The 21,458-nt window shown below is 71.5% G+C and carries 20 protein-coding genes; 10 read left to right on the top strand and 10 right to left on the bottom strand.

Annotated features, from left to right (window positions below; genetic code table 11):
- The first annotated feature begins 292 nt into the window (after window positions 1-292).
- Window positions 293-1,855, top strand: coding sequence for a TROVE domain-containing protein (locus ACFYPS_RS00830; RefSeq protein WP_387322139.1), 1,563 nt, complete (start codon window positions 293-295; stop codon window positions 1,853-1,855).
- Between the two features lie 272 nt (window positions 1,856-2,127).
- Here ACFYPS_RS00830 and ACFYPS_RS00825 read toward each other — a convergent pair whose 3' ends face one another.
- On the bottom strand, window positions 2,128-2,550 hold the full coding sequence (locus tag ACFYPS_RS00825; RefSeq protein WP_354962542.1) for an ASCH domain-containing protein: 423 nt from the start codon (window positions 2,548-2,550) through the stop codon (window positions 2,128-2,130).
- A gap of 87 nt (window positions 2,551-2,637) precedes the next feature.
- On the opposite strand from ACFYPS_RS00825, the gene ACFYPS_RS00820 reads away from it, so the two are divergent.
- Window positions 2,638-3,345 (top strand): permease-like cell division protein FtsX, encoded by a 708-nt coding sequence (locus tag ACFYPS_RS00820; protein WP_354962543.1) that lies wholly within the window; start codon window positions 2,638-2,640, stop codon window positions 3,343-3,345.
- 49 nt (window positions 3,346-3,394) lie between these two features.
- Here ACFYPS_RS00820 and ACFYPS_RS00815 read toward each other — a convergent pair whose 3' ends face one another.
- Complete coding sequence (locus ACFYPS_RS00815) at window positions 3,395-4,162, bottom strand: hypothetical protein (protein ID WP_354962544.1); 768 nt, start codon at window positions 4,160-4,162, stop codon at window positions 3,395-3,397.
- Window positions 4,163-4,254: 92 nt separating this feature from the next.
- Between ACFYPS_RS00815 and ACFYPS_RS00810 the strand changes: the two genes are divergently transcribed.
- A complete protein-coding gene (locus ACFYPS_RS00810) occupies window positions 4,255-4,908 on the top strand; it encodes a hypothetical protein (protein ID WP_354962545.1) in 654 nt (217 codons plus the stop codon).
- Window positions 4,909-4,942: 34 nt separating this feature from the next.
- Here the strand turns inward: ACFYPS_RS00810 and ACFYPS_RS00805 are convergent, their stop codons facing one another.
- Window positions 4,943-5,692 (bottom strand): glyoxalase, encoded by a 750-nt coding sequence (locus tag ACFYPS_RS00805; RefSeq protein WP_354962546.1) that lies wholly within the window; start codon window positions 5,690-5,692, stop codon window positions 4,943-4,945.
- A gap of 168 nt (window positions 5,693-5,860) precedes the next feature.
- On the opposite strand from ACFYPS_RS00805, the gene ACFYPS_RS00800 reads away from it, so the two are divergent.
- The 6 genes from ACFYPS_RS00800 to ACFYPS_RS00775 all read left to right on the top strand — a co-directional run bounded on the left by ACFYPS_RS00800 (window position 5,861) and on the right by ACFYPS_RS00775 (window position 10,215).
- Window positions 5,861-6,790 (top strand): hypothetical protein, encoded by a 930-nt coding sequence (locus ACFYPS_RS00800; protein ID WP_387322135.1) that lies wholly within the window; start codon window positions 5,861-5,863, stop codon window positions 6,788-6,790.
- On the top strand, window positions 6,787-7,242 hold the full coding sequence (locus tag ACFYPS_RS00795) for an ABA4-like family protein (protein ID WP_354962548.1): 456 nt from the start codon (window positions 6,787-6,789) through the stop codon (window positions 7,240-7,242). The genes ACFYPS_RS00800 and ACFYPS_RS00795 overlap by 4 nt, the downstream gene beginning before the upstream one ends.
- Window positions 7,243-7,295: 53 nt before the next feature.
- Complete coding sequence (locus ACFYPS_RS00790; protein WP_354962549.1) at window positions 7,296-8,501, top strand: histidine kinase; 1,206 nt, start codon at window positions 7,296-7,298, stop codon at window positions 8,499-8,501.
- The gene (locus ACFYPS_RS00785) at window positions 8,498-9,124 is read left to right on the top strand and encodes a response regulator transcription factor (RefSeq protein WP_354962550.1); all 627 of its coding nucleotides are present in this window, start codon (window positions 8,498-8,500) and stop codon (window positions 9,122-9,124) included. The genes ACFYPS_RS00790 and ACFYPS_RS00785 overlap by 4 nt, the downstream gene beginning before the upstream one ends.
- A 123-nt stretch (window positions 9,125-9,247) precedes the next feature.
- Entirely contained in the window at window positions 9,248-10,003 is a 756-nt protein-coding gene (locus tag ACFYPS_RS00780; protein ID WP_387322132.1) for a TrmB family transcriptional regulator, read from the top strand.
- The gene (locus ACFYPS_RS00775; protein WP_387322130.1) at window positions 9,955-10,215 is read left to right on the top strand and encodes a helix-turn-helix transcriptional regulator; all 261 of its coding nucleotides are present in this window, start codon (window positions 9,955-9,957) and stop codon (window positions 10,213-10,215) included. Before ACFYPS_RS00780 ends, ACFYPS_RS00775 begins: the two co-directional genes overlap by 49 nt.
- 49 nt (window positions 10,216-10,264) lie before the next feature.
- On the opposite strand, the gene ACFYPS_RS00770 is transcribed toward ACFYPS_RS00775, so the two are convergent.
- Window positions 10,265-14,137: a S8 family serine peptidase gene (locus tag ACFYPS_RS00770; protein ID WP_387322127.1), complete on the bottom strand. Its 3,873-nt coding sequence runs from the start codon at window positions 14,135-14,137 to the stop codon at window positions 10,265-10,267.
- Between the two features lie 177 nt (window positions 14,138-14,314).
- Window positions 14,315-15,031, bottom strand: coding sequence for a YoaK family protein (locus tag ACFYPS_RS00765; RefSeq protein WP_354962553.1), 717 nt, complete (start codon window positions 15,029-15,031; stop codon window positions 14,315-14,317).
- Window positions 15,032-15,077: 46 nt separating this feature from the next.
- On the opposite strand from ACFYPS_RS00765, the gene ACFYPS_RS00760 reads away from it, so the two are divergent.
- Window positions 15,078-15,788 (top strand): GntR family transcriptional regulator, encoded by a 711-nt coding sequence (locus ACFYPS_RS00760; RefSeq protein ID WP_354962554.1) that lies wholly within the window; start codon window positions 15,078-15,080, stop codon window positions 15,786-15,788.
- Here ACFYPS_RS00760 and ACFYPS_RS00755 read toward each other — a convergent pair.
- Genes ACFYPS_RS00755 through ACFYPS_RS00735 form a run of 5 tightly spaced genes read right to left on the bottom strand, consistent with a single transcriptional unit; the run spans window position 15,785 to window position 21,453 of the window.
- Window positions 15,785-17,575, bottom strand: coding sequence for a gamma-glutamyltransferase family protein (locus ACFYPS_RS00755; protein ID WP_354962555.1), 1,791 nt, complete (start codon window positions 17,573-17,575; stop codon window positions 15,785-15,787). The genes ACFYPS_RS00760 and ACFYPS_RS00755 overlap by 4 nt on opposite strands.
- On the bottom strand, window positions 17,572-18,573 hold the full coding sequence (locus ACFYPS_RS00750) for an oligopeptide/dipeptide ABC transporter ATP-binding protein (RefSeq protein WP_354962556.1): 1,002 nt from the start codon (window positions 18,571-18,573) through the stop codon (window positions 17,572-17,574). Before ACFYPS_RS00750 ends, ACFYPS_RS00755 begins: the two co-directional genes overlap by 4 nt.
- Window positions 18,570-19,616 carry an ABC transporter ATP-binding protein gene (locus ACFYPS_RS00745; protein ID WP_354962557.1) on the bottom strand — a complete coding sequence of 349 codons (1,047 nt, stop codon included), beginning with the start codon at window positions 19,614-19,616 and terminating at the stop codon, window positions 18,570-18,572. The genes ACFYPS_RS00750 and ACFYPS_RS00745 overlap by 4 nt, the downstream gene beginning before the upstream one ends.
- Window positions 19,613-20,500, bottom strand: coding sequence for an ABC transporter permease (locus tag ACFYPS_RS00740; protein WP_354962558.1), 888 nt, complete (start codon window positions 20,498-20,500; stop codon window positions 19,613-19,615). Before ACFYPS_RS00740 ends, ACFYPS_RS00745 begins: the two co-directional genes overlap by 4 nt.
- Window positions 20,497-21,453 (bottom strand): ABC transporter permease, encoded by a 957-nt coding sequence (locus ACFYPS_RS00735; RefSeq protein ID WP_354962559.1) that lies wholly within the window; start codon window positions 21,451-21,453, stop codon window positions 20,497-20,499. Before ACFYPS_RS00735 ends, ACFYPS_RS00740 begins: the two co-directional genes overlap by 4 nt.
- Between the last annotated feature and the right edge of the window lie 5 nt (window positions 21,454-21,458).

The raw sequence follows: 21,458 nt of genomic DNA, 5'->3' as shown, positions 1-21,458 counted from the left end.
AAACTCCGTTGCCCGGCCAGCGCCGCCGCCGCTACGGTCGTGACCGCACTTCCCGGTGCATAGGCGACGGTTACATCTGGTGGGGGTTCACGCCCCGGCGAAGGACCGCCCGTCGTCGACCTCGATCTCGGGGGCGCGCGACCACGCCACACACCCGGTGCGCAGGCAACGGTTACTTCAGGGTTCCGCAGATGGGGGTTCGAGTCCCTCGCCGCCTTCGGGTGGATGGTTCAACGGACAGAACGGCGGACTAGTCCGTGGCCGATTCTGATCTCGGGTGTGCAGTGCGGTCGTGCCTTCCCGGCCGACCGACGTGGGGGACGTCATGGCCAAGTTCAACATCAAGCTGCGCAAGAGCCGACACCAGCCGACGACCGCCGAGGGCGCGCGGGGCTTCACCCGTGAGCCGCGCACCGAGCTGTTCCTGCTCGGTGTGTCGAACATGGTCGGCGAGGACACGTTCTACGAGGGCGCCACGGACCGGGACGCTCGCTTCCGGGACCTGGTCGCCGCCGTGGCCGTCGCCGATCCCGACTGGTTCTCCCGTTTCGTGCCGTGGCTCCGGTCCGGCGCGATGATGCGCTCGGCGTCCGTGGTGGCGGCTCTGGAGGGCGCTCGCGCCCAAGTTGCCGCAGAGATTCCGGGTTCGCGGGCGGTCGTGGACGCCGCGTTGCAGCGTGCGGACGAGCCGGGAGAGGCTCTAGCGTACTGGCTGGCTCGCCATGGCCGGGCTCTGCCGAAGCCGGTGAAGCGGGGCATCGCCGACGCGGCGGTCCGGCTGTACACCGAGCGGAGTCTGCTCAAGTACGACTCCGTCGGGAGCCAGGTGCGCTTCGGTGACGTCATCGACCTGACCCACCCCACCGCGAAGGACGAGCGGCAGGGTGACCTGTTCCGGCACGCGCTGGATCGACGTCACCGGCGTAACAACCCGCTGCCGGCGTCGCTGCGGATGCTGGCGGCGCGGGACGCGCTCATGGCGTTGCCGGTCGAGCAGCGCCGGGAGGTCACCGATCCAGCGGTGCTGGGCGCGGCCGGTATGACGTGGGAGGCCCTGGCCGGCTGGCGACAGGGCGCGATGGACGCCGCGGCGTGGGAGTCCGTCATCCCGACCATGGGCTACCTGGCGTTGCTGCGCAACCTGCGCAACTTCGACCAGGCCGGAGTCGGCGACGCCGTCGCGGAGACGGTGGCGGCCAAGCTCTCCGACCCGGGCGAGGTCGCCAGCTCGCAGGTGTTGCCGATGCGTTTCCTGTCGGCGTACAACGCGGCACCGAGCCTGCGGTGGGCGTACCCGCTGGAGAAGGCGTTGCAGCACGCCCTGGTGAACGTGCCGGCTCTGGACGGGCGGACCCTGATCCTCATCGACACGTCCGGTTCGATGCAGAGTTCGTTCAGCAAGGACGGCGCGCTGCGCTGCTGGGACGCCGCCACGGTGTTCGGCCTCGCGCTGGCCGCCCGGGGGCGGGCGGCGACGGTGGTGTCGTTCTCCAATGCCAGCCGGGTGTTCCCGGTGGTGGCGGGCGAGTCGGTACTGGCGGCGGTGCGCCGGTTCAAGGACGGCGGCTACTTCTACGGCATGGGAACGGACACCGAGAAGGCGGTACGCGGGCACTACGACGGGCACGACCGGGTGGTCATCCTCACCGACGAGCAGGCCCACTGGCACGGTGCGGCGGACGTCACCGCGGCGGTGCCCGCAGCGGTGCCGGTGTACACCTGGAACCTGGCTGGTTACCGGGTCGGGCACACGCCGACCGTTGGCAACCGACACACGTTCGGCGGTCTGTCCGACGCCGCGTTCGCGATGATCCCGCTCATCGAGGCCGGCTCCCGCAACCGGTGGCCCTTCTGATCCCCGCTGCGGGGCTGGAACTGCCCCGCGGCGGGGTCGGCCGCCGCTCGCCCCGTCGACCGTTCAGCGGCGGGATCGGCCTCGACGCACCGCCCAGATTCCAGCGACGATCGCCGCCGCCGTCGGCAGGAGGCAGCAGAGGGTCAGGATGGACAGGTGCCACGGCTTGATCGCTCCCACGGCTGTGAGGGTAGGCATCGTTGACCACCACCGCTGCCCCGGCAGGGCCGAGCATGCTGTCACCGGAGCCGGCAGGCCGCGAGCAGGGCTGCTCAGATGGTGTGCACCAGCCGGAAGCGCTGGGTCACCACCAGGGTGTCGTCGTCGACCGTGAAGCCCGGGTCGCCCAACTCCTCGCGCACCTCCGCGCTGTGCCAGAACGTCTCGTGCCCCGCTCGCCACTGCGCCACCGACTCGTCGCCCTCGCCCTCGTCCAAGGCGTGTTGCAGGTCGACGTCGGCGAGCCGGAGCACCCGCACCTCGGTCAGCTCGATCACCGCGACCCGTCGGTCGTCGGAGTCCACCACCGCAGATCGCTGGCCAGCCTCGGGCAGCGGCTCATTCGCGCGCTCGTATCCGACCAACAGGGCCGACGTCGAGGTCTTCGCGCCGGACAGGATCGCGGCCACCAGCTTGTCCCTCAGCGGCCCGGGGAACGCGAACTCGGCACGCGGCAGATCATCGACGACGCCCATGCGGGGAGGGTACGCGGAACAACGAGCCGCGAGTGACTCTCGCTTCATGCACACGCGCACGGCGGCGATCACCTACGATCTAGCCCCATGCGTCGAGTCGCGCCGATACTGGCATTTGTGCTTCTGCTGGCTCTGACCGCCTGCACCTCGGAGCCGGAGGAGATCGGACGCAGCACGTTGGCCGTCTTCCTGGACAACGACGTGACGGCAGCGAAGAAGGATGCTGTGGAGCAGCGTCTACGGTCGATGCCCAGTGTCGAGGACGTCGCCCTCGAAACCCGCGAGCAGGCGTACGAGAGCTTGAAGGAGTCGCTGAAGGACAGCCCTGACCTGCTGGCGGATCTGAGGCCGGAGATTTTGCCGGAGTCGTTTCGCGCCATCGTCACCGATGCCTCGCTCGCCGAGGCGGTCGAGCTGGTGATGGCTGAGGTTGACGGCGTCGAGGACGTGGCGCTCAGGATCGCAGAGACCGACGACCCTCTTCCGTCGCACATCGGGGTCATCGTCCGGCTGGAGTCGGGGGTGACCGGCGAGCAACGAGCCGCCGTGGAGAAAGCCGTCCGTGCGCTGCCGCACGCGGAGTCGGTTGCGTTCGAGGACCGCGACGCCGCGTACGAGCGCCTGCGCAAGCAATGCCGGGGCAAGGATGAGTTGGCCGCGCAGCTCGACCCACAGATGACGCGCGCGTCGTTACGCTTCCGGGCGCCCCTGGAACCGAAGGGACCGGGGCTGTCCGAGCTTCTGAAGCTCGACGGGGTCGATGTTGTGCGGCTGGTCCCGGTGACGATGGTGTAGGTGCGTTCTTCCCGCCGAATCGGGCCGGCCCTGCCGATCCTGTCGAGGGCTACCGCTGCCAGGTGTCGATGGTCTGGACGCTGTCGCGCACGACCCGGTTCATGATGGCGGGGTTGCCACTGGTGCCTTCCCAGCCCTGATCGTTGAGCACGGTCACGGTGCCGTCGACGCGTGCCACGGCGATCTGGCTGGACGCGGTGCCGCCGGTGCGTTCTCCGTTCATGCTCGTCTCGGCCCACGTTCTGGTCAGCAGCAACGCCTCGTCCCCGACGCCGGGCAGAGCTCGCCCCTCGACGTCGACGGCGTTTCCGGCCTCCTTGTAGGAGGGACACGCCTGCACGGCACTGCGGAGCCGTCGCATGTAGTCCGCGGAGCCGTCGCCGTCGAAGGTGAAGATCGTTTGATGGATCATGCCTTGCGGCACGTTACTGGCTGGTTCGTCGGGCGTCATGTAGGTGACGGTCATCGAGGCACTCGCGGTGACCTGTCGGCCTCCGGTGCCGAACTCGTTGCCGCACATCGTCGGCAGGGCGTCCGCGACGGGCGTCGCCCGTCGGGGGGACTTGCGCAGTTCGGGTGGCAGTTCGACGAAGGCCGACGTCGGGATCGTCACCCGGGTGCTCGCGCTCGGAGATGGTTGGTCGACCTGGTTCGTCGGTGCCGACGCGGTCGTCGGCGGTGCGGTCGACGAAGCCGGGTCGGGCTGGTCCTCGCGAACGGTGCAGGCGGTGGTGAGCGCGACGGCGCCGAGTATCGGCAGGGTCAGCGCGAGCATCCTTCGTGCTCGGGCGGTCGCCAGCGGTGTGTAGTGGCTCATTTTTCACCTCGTCGTCTCTGCTCGGGCATTCCCCGTGGTGAAGCCATCTTCAGGGGCAGCGCCTGACATGCCCGTCGTGCCACGCTGTTGCGGTGACCGCCTACTCGCGTGGGGCTGGGCGCGTCGCCGTGGCCGCGCTCGTCGCGGTGCTGCTCAGCTCCTGCGGAACAGGTCAGCGAGACGCTGGTGCCGTGCCGGCGCACGACGCGACCGCCGCAGCCGGGCCAGACGCCAGCGACGCACGGCAGGACGCGAACGACGCGCGCATCACCGTCAAGGCCTCCTACAAGGGGGCGGGGCAGAGGCTTCACAACGTCGGCCCGGACACCGTTCACGTTCTCAGCACCACAGGCAGCGCAGGGATCTGCCTCGACCGGCCGGGTCGAGTGACCATCAACGAGGTCGAGGCCGAGCCGTCCAAGGGCGAAATCCGGGTTGAAGCCTTCGCGCTCTCACCGTTGCGCAGTTCCGTCGACCGCAGTGCCACTCCTCTGTCTGGCGGTCCGGTTGTCCTCGACAGAGCCGCAGCTTGCGTCGCTGACGACCCGCAGGTCAGGAACGACCCCGAGGCCATGGCCGGGCTGTCGCTGCGGGTGCGAAAGGTCGGTCACCAGACGGCCATCGCCGACCAACTGGTCCTGCGCTACACGTCCGGGGGCCACCCCTACGAGTTCTCGCTGCGCTACAGCATCGCGCTCTGCGCACCGGATGACCCGACGACCCGCGAGTGCCAGCCCGTCGGCTGAATAGGCCGAGTGGTTCGCTGACCCGCCGACAAGGTCAGCTCGCGTCGGGCATCCACGGTCCGAGCACCGCGGGGTCGGCGACGGCCTTGTCCACCAGCGCACGCTCCTCGGTGGTCAGCGACAGCGCCCGGAGCCGGGTCCCCCAGTCCGGCACGCGCTCCGGCTCCCCCAGCGCCACCGACAGTTCGATCAGCCCAGCGAGCGCCAACCCCTGTTCGACGGCCGACGCGCTGTCGCCGTGCCGGCGCAGCCCCGAGTTGAGCGCCCGGTACGCCGCCCGGTCGTCGGACTTGAACTCGCGCAGGATCCGCGCGTTGTCGAGCACCCGGGACAACCCCTGCAACGTCTTCGACCCGCCGTACTCCAACTCCACGGGCTCGTCCCGCTGGATGAAGACGATGGTGTTGCCCGACGGGTCGACGATGCTGAACCGCGACGCGCCGGGCCGGTAGCGGGTCATCCGGGGCAGTCCCTTGGCGAGCACCTTGCCGTAGGTGCGGCGCATCGCCTCGGTGAACGACGCGTGGTACGGAGCGACCGCGTCGACCATCACCAGGCAGCCGCCGGTGTTCTCCGCCGACGGGTCCAACCCAAGTGGCGCGCGGCCGTAGTGCAGCTCGAACCCGCTCCACCGCAAGGCCAGGTAGACGTACGGCTTCGTCTGCTCGTAGGTCACCTCGAACCCCAGGGCACGCCAGAACGCCAGGGTCTCCTCGGGTGACACGCAGTGCAGCAGCGGCACCGTGGTCTCGTTCGGCTGGACACGGTCCTCGTTCGTCGTCATCGCCACTCCCGGTCCGGTCGACAGGCCGGCCATTCTGCCAGCGTCGGCGAAGGACCCCGACCAGGTTTCGTCTCCTACCCAGGGAGGAGGCGCCGCTCCGACCGGCGGCCGCAACCGGGGCTCGCGGTCGGACGCGATGGGCGGACGCGGTCGGAAGTATCTACAGGCATGACTACCGCGCTGCGCCGGGCGGCACACTGGCACCGCCCCCTGATGGTTTTCGTCTACGCGATGGCGGTGCTCACCGTCATCTCCGCGGTCGGCATCCTCGTCGACTCGCGCGTCCTCACCGGGTCGCCGATCTGGCTCAAGCCGTTCAAGTTCGCCGTGTCCTTCGTGGTGTACGGCACGACCCTCGCCTGGATGCTCTCCCTGCTGCCGCGCCGCAGCCGGGTCGCGGAGTGGGCGGGCACGGTCATCGTCTCGATGGCGGTGATCGAGATGGTGGTGATCGTCGGGCAGGTGCTCCGCGGCACGACCAGCCACTTCAACGGAACCAGCCCACTGAACGCCGCCCTCTTCACGGCGATGGGTGCGGCGATCATGGTCCTGTTCGCCGCACACTTCGTCATCGGGCTCGTGGTGCTGATCCGGCGGATCACCGATCGGGCCGCCGCCCGCGCCGTCGGGTGGGGGCTCGGCCTGTCGCTGCTGGGCATGCTCGCGGCGGTGCCGATGGTGCTGCCGATGCAGGATCCGGGGATCGACGGGGTCTCCGGGGCGCACGCGGTCGGCGTACTCGACGGCGGGCAGGGGCTGCCGCTGGTCGGGTGGAGCACCACCGGCGGGGATCTGCGGATAGGGCACTTCGTGGGGCTGCACGCGCTGCAGGCACTGCCGATCCTGGCGATCCTGCTGAGCCGGTTCCTCGGGACACGGTTGGACGAGCGCACCCGGGCACGGCTGGTGGTCGTGGCGGGCGCGGCGTACGGCGTACTCACGGTGTTGTTGACCTGGCAGGCCCTGCGCGGGCAGCCGCTGCTGCGCCCGGACGCGCTCACGCTGGCCGCCGTCGTGGCCCTGGTGGTCGCGACCGCGACCGCCACCGGCCTGGTGCTGGCTCGCCGGCGCAGCCCGGAACTGGCGCTGGCCGCATGACCGGGACCCTGTTCACCCTGACGTTCGCGGTGGCCGCGCCGTTCTGGGCGCTGATGATCCTGCTGCCCCGCTGGTCGTGGACCGTCCGGATCATCTCCTCGCCGCTGATCGTGCTGCCGGTCGTGGTGATCTACGCGCTGCTGGTGATCCCGGCGTTCGGTGACGTGCTGCCGGCCGTGGCGTCACCGACCCTGGACGGCGTGCGCGACCTGCTCGGCACCTCCGACGGCGCGGCGGCGGGGTGGGCGCACATGATCGCGTTTGATCTGTTCGTCGGGCGGTGGGCGTGGCTGGACAGCCGGGAACGGGGGGTACCGGCGCTGGTCATGGCTCCGGTGCTGGTGCTGACCATTCTGCTCGGACCGCTCGGCCTGGCCGCCTATCTCGCGGTTCGTACCCGGTGGGGGCGGACGGCGGACGTTCGTGCCCCCGAGCCGCAGCGCCTAGGCTGACCACCGTGAGGTGGGCGGGACGACTGTTTGGCACGCGCGACACGCTCGTGCGGATGGTGCTGCTCAACCTCAGCGGTGTGGGCTACCTGGTCGTCGGCACGCACGCCGCCCGGCCGCCGACGGCCACGCAGTGGGTCCTCGCGGTGGTCGCGTTCGCCCTCGGGCTGGTGTTCCACCGTCGGCCGCTGGTCAACCTGGTGGTGCAGGCCGGGCTGCTGGCGGTCGCGATCCCCCTGATCGACGACACCACGATCAACCAGGTGGGCGCCAGCTGGGCGTTGCTCGAGGTGACGATGCGGGCGCGTCGAGCGCGCCGCATCTGGCTCGCCGCCGTGCTGCTGGCCGTAGTCGATCTGACCGACTCGATCGGTGATCCGATCGGCCGGTTCGCCTCCGGTGTCTTCGGGCTGACTCTGGAGGTCGGCGTGCCGGTGCTGCTCGGCCTGGTCATCCGGACCAACCGGGAGCTCGGTCGGCAGGCCGTGGAGCGGGCGACGGCGGAGCAGCGCCGGCACGAGTCGGAGAGTCGCGCCGCGCGCGCCGACGAACGCAGCGCCATCGCCCGCGAGCTGCACGACGTCGTCGCGCATCACGTGGCGTCGATGGTCCTGCGGGTCGGTGTGGCCCGGCACGTGCTCACGGACCTGGATCCCCGGGTGGGCGAGGTGTTCGACGACGTGCACGGCACGGGGACCGCCGCGCTGGCCGAGATGCGCCGGCTGGTCACGGTCCTGCGCGACCCCGACGGGGTACGCGGTGACGCGGCGCTGACCGCGATCGAGCCGTCCGCGCTCCCGGCGGCACTCGGTGCTACGGTCGACCGGGCTCGCCAGGCGGGAATCACCGTGGAGGCCGACATCGACCCGGCGGTCGGCTCACTCGACGCGGTACGCGGCCTGGCCGTGCTGCGCCTGACCCAGGAGGCGCTGACCAACGTGGCCAGGCACGTCGGGACGTCCGCGTTGGCGCACCTCGTGGTCGCCGTCCGCGACGGGGCGGTGCACTGGGAGGTCTCGGACAACGGGCGCGGCGCGGTGCCGGTGGCGGTGCCGTCCGGAGGCGGGCACGGCATCACCGGCATGCGCGAGCGCGTCGAGGTCCTCGGCGGTCGGCTGGAGGCGGGCCGGACCGGCGCCGGATGGCGGGTGCGCACCGTCCTCCCGGCCGTGGCCTCCGCACCCGCCGCCGGGACGCCGGCCGTGTCGGTGCCCCGTGACCGCGAGGCACCCGCCGGGTCACCCGCGCCGGAGCCGGCGTGATCCGCGTCCTGCTGGTCGACGACCAGCACCTCATCCGGGCGGGTCTGCGCATGCTCTGCGACGCCCAACCCGACATCGAGGTGGTCGGCGAGGCCGACAACGGCCGCGACGCGATCCCGCTGGCCGCGCGGCTGATCCCCGACGTCGTCGTCATGGACCTGCGCATGCCCGGCGTCGACGGAATCACGGCGACCAGCCGCATCCTCGCCGAGCGCCCCGCCACCCGCGTCCTGGTGCTGACCACCTTCGGCGACGACGACCACCTCTATCCCGCCCTGACCGCCGGCGCCTGCGGATTCCTGCTCAAGGACGCACCACCCGCCGAGCTGGTGGACGGCATCCGCCGGGCCGCCGTGGGTGACAGCCCGTTCAGCCCCGAGGTGCTGCAACGCCTCGTCCAGCGCGCGGTGCACGCCCGCGCCGAGACGCCCCGGCCGGTGCAGGGCCTGACCGCCCGCGAGCAGGACGTGCTGAACCTGGTCGCCGAGGGTCTGTCCAACACCGAGATCGCCGACCGGCTGCACATCGGCGTGACCACGGTCAAGACGCACATCACCAACCTGATGACGAAGACCGACAGCCCCAACCGGGTACGCCTGGCCCTGTTCGCCCGCGGCGCCTGAGGGCGGGAAGAGACGCGACATCGGCGTGGTCGTGCCCCTTGACGTACCGCTGGGAGCGCTCCAAGATCGACTACAGCGGACCCGCGCGCACGGTGGGCCGCCCTAGTCGGGTCTGGTGGACAGTTGCTGAGCGCATTCGGTCTGACCGAGCTGGAGGAGACGGTCTACCTGGAGCTGGTTCGCGGCCGGGCGGGTACCGCGACCGAGCTGGCCCAACGCGTCGCGGTCACCGTGGCCGAGGCGGAGCAGGCGCTCGACGCGCTCGCCCGGGCCGGCCTGGTACGCCTGGTCGCCGGCCGCGCCGGCGCCGCTCCCCCCGATTTGGCCATCGAGTCGCTGCTCAATCAGCGGATGCGCGAACTTCAGGAGGCGCGCGTCGGCCTGTCGGAGTGGCTGCGGGAGCAACGCGCCGCGGACCCGATGGACCAGGGCGTCCAACTGGTGGTCGGCGTGCCCGCGATCATGCAGGCGTTCGACCAGTTCCTGCGCGGCGCCCAGGACGAGGTGCTCGGCTTCGACCGCCCGCCGTACGCAGCTGTGCTGCACGACAACCCGACCGAGGTGGAACTGCTCGACCGGGGCGTCCGCTTCCGCGTCGTCTACGACCGACACGGGCTGGAACGGCCGGGCGCCGCGGCCCACATCGGCCGGTTCGTCGCGGCCGGGGAGCAGGCACGGGTCGCCACGAACGTGCCGGCGAAGCTCGCCGTCGCCGACCGTCGGGTGGCGCTGCTCTCCTTCCCGACCCAGGACCAGAGCGTCGAACCCTGGGCGCTGGTGGTCCGCGGTGTCACCTGGGTCGAGGTGCTCGTGGCGCTGTTCACCGAGGTGTGTGGGACCGGGCCACGCCGCTGCGGCTCGCCCCCGCCACGGCCCTGATCGACGACGTCGACCGGCAGGGCGCACCCACCCCGACCGACCGGCAGATCCTGTCGTTGCTGATGACCGGCCTGCCCGACAAGGCGGTCGCCTCCCAGCTGGGCATCTCCCTGCGTACCGTGCAGCGGCGGCTGCGACAGTTGATGGACGCGACCGGCAGCGCCACCCGGATGCAGCTCGGGTGGTTCGTCGCCCGCAACGGCTGGCTCTGAGCCCGAGGCGGGGCCTGCCGACCCTGGAGGTGTCGGCAGGCCCCGGTCCTCACTTCGTGACCGTGACCGACACGGTGATCGGGGTCGCCGCCCCCTTCGCACCGTTGTTGGTCACCAGCAGCGTGGCGACGTGCGTACCCGGAGCCAGGCCGGTGGTGTCGACGGTGACGGTCAGGCCGACCTTCGCCCCCGGCTCCACCTGACCGGACCCGGCCGCGGACAGCCACGGCACGTCGCTGTACGCCGGAAGCGAACCGTCGACGTGGTAGACCTTGCTGCCGTACGGCCGGCCGGTCGCGTTACCGAGCACCCACAGGTCACCCCGCTCGTCCAGGTCGAGCCCGGCGCCGCTGAGCGGGTTCGGGTCCGGGTCGGGCAGCGAGGCGAGCGGCTGGCAGGTGGCCGGGTCGAGTGCCCAGATCGACTCCTTGGAATCCTGGTTGATGCCCCACAACACGTTGTGTTCCTCGTTGAGGGCCAGCCCGGTCATCCATGGGATGGGCGGGGTGCACTCGCCCAGCACCGACCCGGGCTGCGGGTGGGACAGGCCGGCGAGGTGCCGGATGACCCCGTCGCCGCTGAGGTAGAAGGTGTCGTCCGACGCGCGGTGGGCCAGCCCGTAGTAGAGCTTGCCGGCCCACGGCCCGGTGATGGTCTCCTTCACCTCCAAGGTGTCCGGGTCGAAGCACACGATCGGCAGGTCCCCGACGAACGACATCTTCGGCGCGCACATCAGGTCCCGGTTCGGCACGTACGCCATGTCCGACGGCCAGCCGCCGATCGGCAGCACGCCCTTGCCCAGCGAGCGGCCGTCGGTGGTGAAGCGCTGCAGCTGCCCGAACAGGTACGAGTTGGAGACGATCAACTCGCCGTTGCGGTACCCGACGCCGAACGCGTTGTAGAGCTCCTTCACCGGGAACGAGCTGAGCACTCGACCGGGGATGCCGGACGGCGGGGTGGGCGAGTTGATTTCCCGGGCCAACCAGGTGGCCGGCAGGTCACCCTGGTTGTTCAGGGTCACCGTCGCGGTCCGGGTCACCCCGGCCCGCGCGGTCAGCGCGACCGCGTTCCGGTTGGTCAGCAGCAGCGGCGTACGCAGTGCCAGGTCGCGCTTGACCACCTTGGCCTCCGCCACGGCGACCGACGTGCTCGGCAGGTCGTAGCCCGGTTGCAGGGCGGTCACGGTGACCGGTCCGACCGGCGCCTCCAACTGGTAGAAGCCGTCCGGGTCGGTGGTCGCGGTGATCGGCTGCGGCGCGTCCGGTGACTCGACCCGTACCGTCGCGCCGGCCAGCGGCTGGCGGTCGTTGGCGTCGCTCACCGTGCCCCGCAGCAGACCGCGGCCGGGAAGCCGGAAGGTGACCGCGCGTGCGGCGTCGAGCACCTGCTCGTCACGGGAGTACGTCAGCGCGTCCCGGCCGGTGGCGTCCTCGATGCCGACGGTCGCCGAACCGCCGGTCGCCGCCCCGGTGGCGCCGAGCTTGCGGTACTCGATGGTGACGTTGCCGTTCTCACCGAGACGCACCTGCACGTCGACCCGGGTCTTCGGCGCGCTCTTGAGCGCGGCCCGGGTCCAGCTGACCACGAACTGCCGGTTCATACCGGCCCCGGAGACCCGGGTGCGCACGGTCGAGGCGTGGTCCAGGACCAGGTCGTCCCAGAACGCGTAGACGGCCGGGGCGGAGACCGCCGGCGCGGGCAGCGGCCCGTTGTCGCCGACCGAGGTGGTCGCGTCCGCGCCGAAGGTCAGGTAGCCGTCGGTGTGCACGGTGATCCGGCGGTAGGTGCTGCCGTAGAACGTCATCGGGAACGGCAGGTCGAGGCCCCGGCTCGCGGTGTCGCCGGTGAGGGCGAGCACGCTGCCGCCATCGGTCCAACCGGCGGCGGCGGTCCCGGCCCGGTAACCGTGCCGGTCGGCCTTCGCGGCGAGCGCCACGTCCACCGTCTCCGGCCCGTCCACGGTCAACGCCACCGTCTTCGGTGCCAGCCACCGGCCGTACTCGACCAGCACGTCGTAGTCGGCCTCGGGCAGCAGCCCGCTGTAGCGGCCCTTGGCGTCGGTGACGAACGCCGGGAACGTCTCCCCGACGAGCGCCAGCCGGGCACCCACGACCGGCTCACCGGCCGGGTCGGTGACCCGGCCCTGGATGGGCTGCCAGGCGGCGGGCTCGGACAGGTCCAGCGTCGTGTTGGTCGTGCCGCTGGCCGGCACGGTGATCGTCTGCCGCACGGTCTTGCGCGCGAAGAACGACGCGGTCAGCGTGTACTCGCCGGCCGGGACACGACCCAGCTGGACGGTGCCGTGTGCGTCGGTGCGGGCGCCGCGGGTGACCAGCGCGGAGGTGAGGGTGATCCGCGCCCCGGACAGGGCGACCCCGCCCACCCTCGCGTGCACCACGACACCGCCGAGCTGCTCGGTCGAGGCCTGGGTCACCAGGTCGTACGCGTCGAGCCGGCCCTCGCCGTAGACGTTGTTGTCGGCGGGGGTTCCGCCGCACTGCAGGTCGTTGACGTCGTGTGCGGTGCGGTCCAGCAGCTCGCGGGTGGTCACCAGGTCACGGCGCAGGTTGGGCACCGCCGACCAGGCCAACGCGACCGCTCCCGCGACGTGCGGGGCGGCCATCGAGCTGCCGTCGCTCAGGCCCCAGTCGTTGCCCGGGATCGTGGAGAGGATGCCGACGCCGGGGGCGGTGATGTCGGGCCGGACCATGCCGTCCGGGCCCGGCCCACGGCTGGAGAACGGGGCGATCGTGCCGCCGGCGTCGGTCGCGCCGACCGCGTACGCCAAGGGGTTGATCGCCGGATGGCCGGCCGTGCCGCACGGCTCGGGCATCTCTTCGGCCTCGTTGCCGACCGCGAACACCGGGAAGATGCCGGCGGCGACCCAGGAGTCGATGATCGTGTCGTAGAAGCTGGGGTCACCGTCGTGGCCGCCCCAGGAGTTGTTGATGATGTCCGGCGCGAGGTCGGGGCGGGGGTTCTCGCCGTTGTGGTCGGTGGGCGCGAGCATCCACTGGCCGGCGGCGAGCAGCGAGCTGTTGCTGCAGTAGTTGGCCTCGCAGCCCTTGGCCGCGATCCAGGTGGCGCCCGGGGCCACCCCCGTGATCCGGCCCTCGCCGTCGTCGCCGAGCATCGACCCGACGGTGTGGGTGCCGTGCCCGTAGTTGTCGCAGGGCGTCGAGGGCAGGCAGATCCCGGTCGGATCGAACCAGTTGTAGTCGGAGGTGAAGGTGCCGTCGTCGTTGTTGCCGCGGTACTGCCGGACCAGCGCCGGGTGGTCGTACTGCACGCCGGAGTCGATGCTGCCGACGACGACGCCCTCGCCGCGCGTGCCGTACTCGCGCCAGACCTTGTCGGCGCCGACCGCGCCCAGGTTCCACGGCAGTTGGGTGGTGTCGGCGGACGCTCCGGCGGTGCGGACCGGCTCCTCCAGTCGGGTCCCGCCGATCGCGGTGATCCGCTCGACGTCCGCCCGGCGGGCCACCTCGGTCAGCAGGTTCAGGTCACCGCTGACCTCGATGACGTTCGCGATCCAGTACGGGGTGAAGTCGGCGTGCCGGTCCCGCAGCAGTGAGCGGAGCCCGCGTTGGGTCTTCTCGGCGTGCGCCACCTTGGTCTCGTAGACCCGCTTGGTGCGAGCGACACGTCCGGCGCGGCCGCCGACGGACCGCTCGACACGGTCCAGGTCGCCCTGGTCCAGTTTGGCCTCGTCGGTCAGCTCGACGAAGAAGCTGGTGCTGGCGCCGGTGCGGGCCGGCCCGAGCACGCGCGGGTCCACCTTGCGCAGCGGGTCGACCGCGCCACCGGTGGGCGCGGGCGTGGGTGCGGCCACGGCGACGCCGGTGGGCAGGGTCAGCACGACGGCCAGAGCGGCGCCGATGGCGCTCATGGCCCGGGGTGCCCGGTGTCTGGATCTGAGCATGAAGACGTTCCTCCCTCGGGCGGTCGCCCGGGAAGGCCGACACCGCCGTCGCCGATTCTCAGCCGCGGAGCGCCCGGTGTAGCGGCATGATCGCTGGCGAAGCACGGACATGGCGGGTCTCCGCCATCGGGCGTTGGCCCCACCGACACCGGCGCGCCACTGCGAAGGGGTGGACGTTCAGTCCCGCAGCCGCGTGGACACGACGATGACGAGCACGAGCGGCACGATCAGCAGCGCCGGCGCGACCACCGGCAGGTGCAGGGCGACCAGGGCTCCGACCGCCGCGCCGGTGATCAGGGCCAGCAGGACCTGGGCCTTGGGCCGCAGGCTGTCCCACGGGCTGCGCGCCGCCACGCCGGCGATCAGGCTCGTCAGGGTCCCGGTCAGGTACGTGGAGGACAGGCCCGGCACGCCGAAGCGCTGAATCGCACTGCTCTGCACGCCCAGCGCCGCTGCCGACAGCAACAGGAGCGCGAGGTCCACGTGGTCGTCGTGGTGCGGGAGGTTGACCTCCCAGACGATGAGGAACACGACGAACACCAGGAGTTCCAGGACGAGCGCCCAGGTGACCCGCCGTGGCCAGACGGGGTCGTCCGGCTGGGCCGAGCCGACGAGGCGGGCGCCCGCGAGGACACCGACGATGAAGGCGACGATGGCGCACCCCGAGGTCAGGGCGAGCTCGGCGTCACCTCTACCGGCCGAGAGTCCGAGCAGGACCATGTTGCCGGTCATGACGCTGGAGAAGGCTCCGCCCAGGGAGAGGAAGCCGATGGCGTCGGCACTCCCGGTGAGGAAGGTGAGGACGACGACGAGGGCCTGCCGTCGCCGCAGGAGGCGCTGCCGTCCGTACGGGGTGCTGGAGGGGCGGGTGACGTGGGGCGCTGTGCTCGACACTGTCGGCTACCTCCAAAGATTGTTCTTCGTATACACTTTGCCCCGGATGATTCACGGAGAGGCGATCCAGGTGGCTGAAGATCTGCGGGACAAGCTCGGCACTCAACACCTGCCGCTACGCGACCAGGTCCTCACCGCCCTGCGGACCGCCATCATCGACGGCGACTACCTGCCCGGGGAGCGGCTGACCGAGGACCGGCTGGCCGAGGACTTCGGCGTCTCCCGCAACCCGGTCCGCGAGGCGCTGCGCGTCGCGGAGGCGGAGGGCTTCGTCGTGATCCTCCCCCGCCGCGGCGCGGTCGTCGCCTCCCCGAGCAGCGGCACCATCTCGGACATGTTCGTCGTCCGCGAGCGCCTGGAGGCACTGGCCGCCCGGCTGGCGGCCGAGCGGGCGACCAAGGCGGACGTGGCCGCCCTGCGGCTGCTGCTGGAGCAGGGCCGGGAGGCGACGGAGCGCCAGGACCTGCGCCGGGTCGCCGAGTTGAACAGCGCCCTGCACCTGCGGATCCTCCAGATCAGCGGCAACCCCTGGCTGTCGTCGATCGCCAAGGCGCTGTACCTCCATGTCCAGTGGGTCTTTCGGCTGGGGGCCGCGGAACGCGCACCACACTCGTGGGCCGAGCACATCCAGTTGGTCGACGCCATCGAGTCAGGCGACGGCGACCGCGCCGAGCGGGCCGCCCTCGCCCATCTCGACGCGGCGTCCGCGGCCGCCTACGAGAACGCCGAGGGCGGCTACGGCACCGGCACCCGCTAACGCCCGCACGCGTAGCCCTGCATGCCCCGCGGGTTCGCGCCGGCAGCGAGCACGCCGGTGGCCGGGTCGCGGGTCACCGCGCAGAGCCGACCGAGGCTCCACGCGTCGGAGAGCCGCACCTCGTGCCCGTACGCCCGCAGCGCCGCCAGCACGTCCTCGTCGACGCGGTCCTCCACCACCAGGACACCGGGCTCCATCGCGCGCGGGTAGAACGACCCCGGCAGGCTGACGGTGTGCCACGCGGGCGCGTCGATGGCCTCCTGAAGGGACTGACCGCCGGCGAGGTGACGCAGCAGGAACGGCAACTGCCACTGGTCCTGCTGATCGCCGCCGGGTGTGCCACAGGCCAGCACCGGCTCCCCGTCGCGGTGCACCATCGTCGGGCTCAACGTGGTACGCGGGCGCCGGCCCGGAGCGAGCGAGGAGGCGAGACCCTCCTCAAGCCAGAACATCTGCAACCGGCTGCCCAGCGGGAAGCCGAGGTCCGGAATGGTGGGCGAACTCTGCAACCAGCCACCACTCGGGGTAGCGGAGATCATGTTGCCCCAGCGGTCGACCACGTCCACGTGGCAGGTGTCGCCGCGGGTCACCCCGTCCGCCTGCACCGTCGGCTCCCCCGTCGTCGGGTCCGTCGAGTCGGCCCGGCGGACGACACCGGGTCGGACGTGCGCCGGGAGGTGCGGTTCCGCCCCGTCCGGCCGCCCCGGTCGCAGCTCCGCCGACGCTCGGGCGCCGATCAGGGCTGCCCGCTCACGCGCGTACTCCCGGGAGAGCAGCGCCTTGGCGGGCACGTCGGCGTCGTCGCCGTACCAGGCCTCGCGGTCGGCGAAGGCGAGCTTGAGCGCTTCGACCTGGGCGTGGATGCCGGCCGCGGTCGACGGGTCGTACGCGCCGGGGTCGTCGAGCGCGTCGAGGACGGACAGCGTCTCCAGCAGCACCGGGCCCTGACCCCAGAACCCGGTCTTCGCCACCGAGTAGCCGTGCCAGTCCAGGGTGGCCGGTTCCTCCCAGGTCGCCGAGAAGGCGGCCAGGTCGGCGCCGGTGACGAGCCCGGCGTGCGGGCTCCCGCTGGAGTCCTGGAACGGCTCCCTGCTGAACCGGTCGATCGCCTCGGCGACGAAACCCGTACTCCAGGCCCGCCGTGCGGCCTCGATCTGCGCCTCCCGGTCCGCGCCGGCGGCCTGCCCGGCCTGAACCAGTTTCTGCAGGGTGCGCGCGTAGGCCGGGTTGGCGAACAGCTCCCCCGCCGCCGGAGGCCGGCCATCGCGCAGCCAGAGCTGGGCGGAGGTGGGCCAGTGCTCCTCGAACAGTGACCGGACGGTGGCCACGGTGTCCCCGACCCGACCCAGCAGTGGGTGGCCCGCCCCGGCGTAGCCGATCGCCGGCTCCAGCACCTCGTCGAGGGAGAGCGTGCCGTGGTCGCGCAGCAGGAGGAGCCAGGCGTCCACGGCGCCGGGCACGGCCGCCGCGAGCGGGCCGGATCCGGGGATGAGGTCCATCCCGAGGTTCCGGAAGTGCGCGATGGTGGCCCCGGCCGGCGCCGGACCCTGCCCGCACAGCACCTTCGGGGTCGGGTCCTGGGCGGTCGCCACGATGGCCGGCACCTCGCCACCCGGCCCGTTGAGGTGTGGTTCGACGACGTGCAGGACGAACCCGGCGGTGACCGCGGCGTCGAAGGCGTTCCCGCCGCGTTCGAGGATCCCCATGGCCGCCTGGCTGGCGAGCCAGTGCGTCGAGGACACCATGCCGAAGGTTCCCTGCAGCGTCGGTCTGGTGGTGAACGTCATGACAACACCTCACTCGTATCTGCGGCCCGGACGTCGGGCCCACTGCCGTCCGGTTGGACCAGGTGGCACGCGGCCATGCCGTCGCCGATCCCCACCTGCGCCGGCACCTCCGTCGCGCACCGGTCGAACGCGAGCGGGCACCGGGTGCGGAACCGGCAGCCGGACGGCGGATCCAGGGCGGACGGAAGGTCGTCGCCGAGCAGCACCGGCTGGCGCTGCCGTTGACGGACCGGGTCGGCCACCGGCGCGGCCGACAGCAGCGCCTGCGTGTAGGGGTGGGCGGGCCGAGCGAAGATCCGCTCGCGCGAACCCTTCTCGACAAGCTGGCCCAGGTACATGACGGCGATGTCGTCCGCCAGGTACTCGACGGCGGACAGGTCGTGGGTGATGAAGAGGCAGGCGAACCCGATGTCGCGTTGCAGGTCGGCGAGGAGGTTGAGCACCGACGCCTGCACGGACACGTCGAGCGCGCTCGTCGGTTCGTCCGCGATGAGCAACCGGGGCTCGGAGATCAGGGCCCGCGCGATGCTGACCCGCTGGCGCTGCCCGCCGGAGAGCTCATGCGGATAGCGGCGCGCGACCTCGGCACGCAGACCCACCCGCTCGAGCTCCGTGGCGACCCGGGCCTCCCGGTCACGCCGCGGGATCCGCTTCCCGGACAGTCGCAACGGCTCCGCCACGACCTCGCCCACCAGCATGCGCGGGTCCAGTGAGGCGGCGGGGTCCTGGAAGACGATCGACACCTCACTGCGGTGCGGGCGTAGCTGTCCCCGGGACAGGTGCGTGACGTCCGTACCGGCGATCCGGACCACACCCGCGGTCGGTTCCACGAGCCGCACCACGCAGCGACCCACCGTCGATTTTCCGGAGCCGCTCTCCCCCACCAGGGCCGTGACCCGGCCCCTCGGAATCGTGAGGGACACGCCGTCCACGGCGCGTACCGGGCCGAAGTGCATCACCAGGTCCTCGATGACCAGGGCGTCCGGCTGGGCCGTCATCGGTTCGCCTCCTCGCGCTCGCGGGGCGTCGGGCAGGGGTGCCAGCAGGCCGCGAGGTGGTCCGTGCCGCCGGCCCCCGCCACCTCCAGGGGCGGCGCGGATTCGCGGCACCGCTCGTCGGCGGCGGGGCACCGGTCCGCGAAGGTACACGCGTCCGGCTGGACCGACAGGACGGGCACCAGACCGGGGATCTCCTGCAACCGGTCGGTGCCCGCGTGCCTCCCCGGCGTCGGTGACGCCGACAGGAGCCCGGCGGTGTACCGGTGGTACGGGTGCGCGAACAGGTCGGTGACCGGTGCCCGCTCCACCACCCGCCCGGCGTACATGACGACGACGCGGTCCGCGATGTCGGCGATCACGCCGAGGTCGTGCGTGATGACCAGGATGCTCGTGCCGAGCCGGTCGCGCAGGTCCCGGAGCACCTGCAGGATGCCGGCCTGGACCGTGACGTCCAGCGCGGTGGTCGGTTCGTCGGCCACCAGCACCTTGGGGCCGCAGGCCACCGCCATCGCGATCATCACGCGCTGGCGCATGCCTCCCGAGAGCTGATGCGGATAGTTGTCGACGCGTTTCGCGGCGGACGGGATCCCGACGAGCGTCAACAGCTCGACCGCGCGAGCCCGGGCGGCTCGTCGGGACATCCGTTCGTGGATCTGGAGCACCTCGCCGATCTGCCGCCCGACGGTGAGCACGGGATTGAGCGACGTCATGGGCTCCTGGAAGATGTAGGCGATCTCCTTGCCGCGTACGCGGCGGAGCGCCGACTCCCGGGTGCCGACGAGCTCGGTGCCGTTCAGCCGCACCGACCCGGAGATCCGGGCGCTGCCGGGGAGCAGTCCCGCGATGCTCATCGCGGTGACGCTCTTTCCGCATCCCGACTCGCCCACCATCCCGACGATCTCTCCGGGTGCGAGATCCAGGCTGACCCCGTCGACCGCCGAGACGGTCCCGGTCTCGGTGGGGAACGAGACCGAGAGGTCGCGTACCGCCAGGACGGGTGTGGCGACCGCGGCGGCGGGTCCCGCCCGTTCGGCTGTGGTCATCCCCGGTCTCCCTTCGGGTCGAGGGCGTCCCGGAGGGCGTCGCCGAAGACGTTGAACGCGAGCGCCAGCCCCATGATGACGACTCCGGGAAGGACCGCCGCCCACGGGGCTCGGGCGGCGAACTGCTGGGCGGTGGCCAGCATCGTGCCCAGGCTGGGGGCCGGGGGTTGGATGCCGAGGCCGAGGAACGAGAGCACCGCCTCGCCGAGGATCGCGGCCGGGATCGCGACCGTCGCCTGCACCAGGATCACCGATGTCGCGTTCGGCAGGATGTGCCGGGCCAGCACCCACAGGTCGCTCGCGCCGTCCACGACGGCGGCGGCGACGAAGTCCAGCGACTTGAGCCGCAACGTGTCCGAGCGCACCACCCGGATCACGCCGGGGATCTGGGCGATGCCGATGGCCACGGCGGCGTTGCCGAGGCTGGCGCCCCGGATGGCCGCCAACCCGACCGCCATGATCAGGAACGGGAACGCGAGCAGCAGGTCGGTGAAGCGCGAGATGACGGCGTCCCAGGCCCGGAAGTAGCCGGCCGCTAGCCCGAGCGGAACACCGATGACCAGGGAGGTGGCCACCGCCAGGAGCCCCACCTGGAGCGACGCCCGCGCCCCGAGCATGATCCGGGACAGCACGTCCCGCCCGAGGTCGTCGGTGCCGAGCAGGTGGCCGGGGCTGCCGGGGGGTGCGAACGTGCGGGCGAAGTCGGTCTGGTCGACGGAGTACGGCGCGATCCAGGGCGAGAGCAGCGCGATGACGGCTGCCAGCGCGAGCACGACGAAACTCACGACGGCGAGCGGGTTGCGTCGCAACCGCCGCAGAACGCGCGTACGTCGGCTGATGCTGACGGAACCGGTCTCCGCCATGGGAACGGTGAGGACGGTCATGCCGGATCTCCCGTCACCCTGATTCGTGGGTCGATGACCGAGTACAGCAGGTCAACGAAGAAGTTGATCACGATGTACGCCGTCGCGGTCAGCAGGACGACGGCCTGGATCACCGGGTAGTCCCGCTGGAACACCGCGTCGATGGTCATCTTGCCGAAGCCCGGCAGCCCGAAGATCTGTTCGGTGACCACCGCGCCCGAGATCAGGCCCCCGAGTTGGAGGCCCACCACGGTCACCACCACGATGAGGCTGTTCCGCAGGGCGTGCTGGGTGATGACGGCTCGCGGCCGCAGGCCCTTCGCCTTCGCTGTCCGTACGTAGTCGGAGGAGAGCGAGTCCAGCATCGCCGACCGGGTCTGCCGCATGATGATGGCGGCGAGGCCGGTCCCGAGGATCACCGCCGGCAGGACGATGTGGTGCAGGTTGTCCAGCGGGTCCTCCAGGATCGGCACGAAGCCGGAGGCGGGGAACAGCCCCGTCGCCACGGAGAGGTACAGGATCGCGAGCAGCCCGAGCCAGAAGTGCGGCACCGACAGGCCGATCAGGGCCATGCCGTTGGCCACCCACTCCGCCGGGCGCCCGCGGCGTACCGCCGCGAGCACCCCGGCGCCGACGCCGAGCGCCGTGGCGAGAAGAATCGCCAGGACGGAGAGTTCAACGGTCACCGGCAGGGCGGTCGTGAGCATCGACGAGACCGGCGTACCGGTCCGGATCGACACCCCGAAGTCGCCCTGCACCATGCGTTCCACGTACTGCGCGAACTGCAGTGGCAGCGGCTGATCGAGCCCGTAGTGCCGACGGATGGCCTCCAGCGCCTCCGGCGAACGGTCCTCCCCGGCCAACGCGAGGGCCGGATCACCGGGGAGCGCCCGTACGCCGAAGAACACCACGATCGTCGACAACAGCAGGGTCAGCGCCGACTGCCAGGCGCGGGTGAGGAGATACCGGGCCACGGAGA

Origin of the sequence: Micromonospora sp. NPDC005087 (genome assembly GCF_042872965.1) — a bacterium.
Taxonomy (GTDB): Bacteria; Actinomycetota; Actinomycetes; order Mycobacteriales; family Micromonosporaceae; genus Micromonospora.
The sequence above is the reverse complement of the archived record's forward strand: the minus strand, read 5'-3'. Positions and strand labels throughout refer to the sequence as shown.